This is a genomic window from uncultured Nostoc sp. (assembly GCF_964245445.1).
Lineage (GTDB): Bacteria > Cyanobacteriota > Cyanobacteriia > Cyanobacteriales > Nostocaceae > Nostoc.
The window spans coordinates 1-3,453 of record NZ_CAXTNE010000460.1 but is presented as its reverse complement, the minus strand read 5'-3'; the positions used below and the strand labels follow the sequence as shown (position 1 = coordinate 3,453).

Here is a 3,453-nt window from a genome sequence, read left to right as displayed (position 1 = left end):
TGTTCCCGCAGTTCTTTATTGATATTTAGTAAATCCAATTCACCTGGAAGTACAGAAGGAAGCTTAATAATTTCCATATTGCTGATAAAAGTAATAACCCACTAAATATTAATAATTATTCTATTCCCCATTCCCTATTCCCTATTCCCAAGATTCCACAATTGAGAATCAAATTTTTCCAAGAGGAGAGAAGAGTTACTTGCAGGAACAATAACCAACAATGCCCGCATAGCGCGAGTCATAGCAACAAATAGAGTCCGGCGATCGCGTGCTAACATTTCTGTAATTTCATCCTCTGGTGTACCTTTGGGAATTGTTGGATAGGTTGCATCCAAAAATCCTGCGATCGCTACAATCGGAAATTCTAACCCCTTCGCAGCTTTGAGCGTAATAACTTTAACACCTTGTTTATTTAAGTCCAAGTCTTTGCTAGACATGAAATGCGCTTCTAAACCTAAGTATGAAAGTTGACCAGCTATTTTTGTACCAGCACTTTCTGTCGGCACAATTACGGCACAAGCGTTAATACCCAACCGAAATTCACGGGCAGCACTTTTGCAAAATCGTACCAGTAATTCTGCTTCATCCCCTGGATTATTTACGGCACGGACAGCCGGTGGTGGGCCATTGTGGATATAGTCTCTAGTTGGGGAACGGGAAATTTCTCCGATTCCCCATTCCCCATTCTCCATTCCCAATTCCCAATTCCCCATTCCCTCATCATCTAAAATCGAACTTGCCAAGTAAGATATTGCAGCTTCGTTAATTTCGCGGGTGGTGCGGTGATTAACGCGCAGTACTCCTGTGCGTCCAACAAATTTCAAGTCTTGGCTAACGTCACTCCATCGAAAGCTACTACCATATATGGATTGATTGGCATCGGCGGTAATGAACAGGCGGTTAGGGTGACGGCAGACTTGAGTTAAAATACGTAAAGTATTGGGGTCTAAATCTTGGGCTTCGTCAATTACCACTGCATCATAAATCGGCGGGTTATCCATCTCCCGTAATGTTTCTAAGGCACGGGTACGGACTTGCTGCCAAGTTTCGAGTTCTTGTTTTTCTAGCAGCTGGTAAAATTGTTGACGCAAGTGCCAGATTGCTTGACGTTGCGTTTTGTTAAGGGAAATTGCCCTACCGCTTCGTGACGTTGCTTGATAAGTTTCGAGAGTTTTGATTTCGCGTGCTTCAATAACTGTACCAATTTCATCAATGAGATAATCAATACTCAGACGTTTTAACGTTTGTTCTTGCGCTTGACGTTGTAGTAGGTTGCCTTCTAGAGAATCAATTGCGTAGATTAGCGCCTGCTTGATGGTTTTTCGCAGGACATCACCAGAAGCAATATTGGGTTTTCCGGTACTTTGGGAAATCACTGACGCAATTATTGCATCGGCAGTTTTGACATTAACATACTGTATGTCTTCGCCTAGCAGACTTGCTAAAAGTTGTTGAGAAAACGCAACCAGTGCATTTGTATAGGTTGTAAATAGGATTTTAGGTTTTTCGATTCCGTTGGCTTGGAGTGTTTCTACCAACGCACGAACACGGTAAAGTGCAACAGTACTTTTTCCCGTACCGGGGCCACCTTTTAGCAGTGTAGGGCCAGAAGCGTTGATTGCCCAACTGACGAACTTTTCTTGTTCAGGATTGAGTTTGAGTAAAAATCCCAGCAACTCACCTTCAGTGAAGTGCAATAAATCATCAGTGCTACCCGTAACAAAGCTGGGTTGGTTCAGAACTTGGTCAAAATTGGGTTCAGCGATACAATCAAAAATGCGATCGCACCACTTACCTGGTAAGTTGACTGCCATTAAATCATCTAATGTCCGACACGCGGTTAATGTTGCCCAATATTCTTCTGGTAGTCGCAACCTATGAAGCAAATCTTCGGTAATTTCCACGGGTAGCGGGCTTTCTGTGTTCGATGTATCAGGTAAAACCAAGTTTGGGGTATAAGTTGGTTTTACAGCCAGCAATGCTTCTACATCTGGCAGAGTGCTGATATCGATATCAGTTGTTTCAGCAACTAGCTTATCGCCTTTGTATACATCTTTACGGGCATCTACACCCAGCAACGCTACCCATTTATCACTAAAAGTATAAATTATGCGATAGTCGCCTGAACGCAAGCGATAGACATCACCCTTATAGCCATGTAATTTCTTCTTTAAATTACCGTGAGGTTTGGGATCATCCCGCAATACTTCGATTTTCTCCAATATTTGCACTACGTACTCTTTAGGGATAACCAAGAGTTGATTAGTGAAGGTAGGTTTGTGGATAATCTCGAAGCTCATGATATATCAGTATTTATGCTTACAAAAATTTGGTGCATTTAAGCACTATTAAAAATTATACTCAATCTGAATGGAGAATGGGTAATTGGGAATGGTATTAAGAACGCTTTGATTTGCTTTCTGTAAGTGATTAAAATGCCAATAAGTTAAATTATATTCATTTTTTTACTGTAATATTTAGTTGATAATTATAGTAATTTTCTATGATTAAACTTTGATTTATTAAACATAAAGCTGTAAACTTATACTGACTCAAATTTGGGTGTAATTAGTGTCTTTTGACAACGTTTGTAAAATATTAGCAGAGAAATATCCAAGCGATTTTGCGGGTTGGCTGCTACCTCATGAACCACGACAAATCAAAGTATTAAAGACTGAATTAAGCATCGAACCAATTCGAGCAGATTCTGTTACGTTTTTACAAACAGAGAATCGTATTTTACATTTGGAATTTCAAACAGGAGCAAAATCTGATACTCCCATTCCCTTGCGAATGTTGGATTATTTTGTTAGGTTAGTGCGAAAATATGATGTTCCAATAACGCAAGTAGTGATTTTCTTGCAAGAGACACGTAATGACATCGCTTTTACTGAAGAATATGTAAATGAGATGACACATCACCGCTATCGTGTTGTCAGAATGTGGGAACAAGATTCGGCGTTCTTTCTAGATAATCCTGCATTATTACCGTTAGCACCTTTAACACAGACAGATTCACCCCAAAGGTTATTATTACAGGTTGCTCAAAGTGTTGCTAGAATCTTAGATAGGGAAACTCGGCAGAATATTGCAGCTTACACAGAAATATTAGCAGGTTTGAAGTTTGAGAAGGATTTAATTCAGCAATTTTTAGGAGAGGAAATTATGCAAGAATCTGTAATTTATCAGGATATTTTACAGAAAGGAGATAAGCAAGGTGAAGAACGTACAATTATACGCCAGCTTAATAGACGGTTTGGCGAAATAGATTCATCATTGATTGATAGAATTAGAGTGCTATCTGTTGAAAAGCTAGATGATTTAGCAGAAGGATTACTAGACTTTTCAGAAGTATCTGATTTAGTAGCTTGGTTAGACGAACAAGAAAGAAATTAATTTCAGGTGTTGATAAACTATAAAGTGATAAAGTCGGAGTTTTTAACTCAGGCTTTT

Annotated in this window: 2 protein-coding genes; one reads left to right on the top strand and one right to left on the bottom strand. The window is 39.4% G+C overall.

Annotation, left to right across the window (positions count from 1 at the left end; translation table 11 throughout):
• Positions 1 to 134 precede the first annotated feature (134 nt).
• Positions 135 to 2,300: a UvrD-helicase domain-containing protein gene (locus ACFE90_RS37190; protein ID WP_375507242.1), complete on the bottom strand. Its 2,166-nt coding sequence runs from the start codon at positions 2,298 to 2,300 to the stop codon at positions 135 to 137.
• A gap of 271 nt (positions 2,301 to 2,571) precedes the next feature.
• Here ACFE90_RS37190 and ACFE90_RS37185 point away from each other — a divergent pair, with 271 nt between their 5' ends.
• Complete coding sequence (locus ACFE90_RS37185) at positions 2,572 to 3,396, top strand: Rpn family recombination-promoting nuclease/putative transposase (RefSeq protein WP_375507241.1); 825 nt, start codon at positions 2,572 to 2,574, stop codon at positions 3,394 to 3,396.
• Positions 3,397 to 3,453 lie beyond the last annotated feature (57 nt).

Coding starts and splice junctions, on each gene's coding strand:
- ACFE90_RS37190 (WP_375507242.1), bottom strand. CDS start 2,300: ATGAGCTTCGAGATTATCCACAAACCTACCTTCACTAATCAACTCTTG.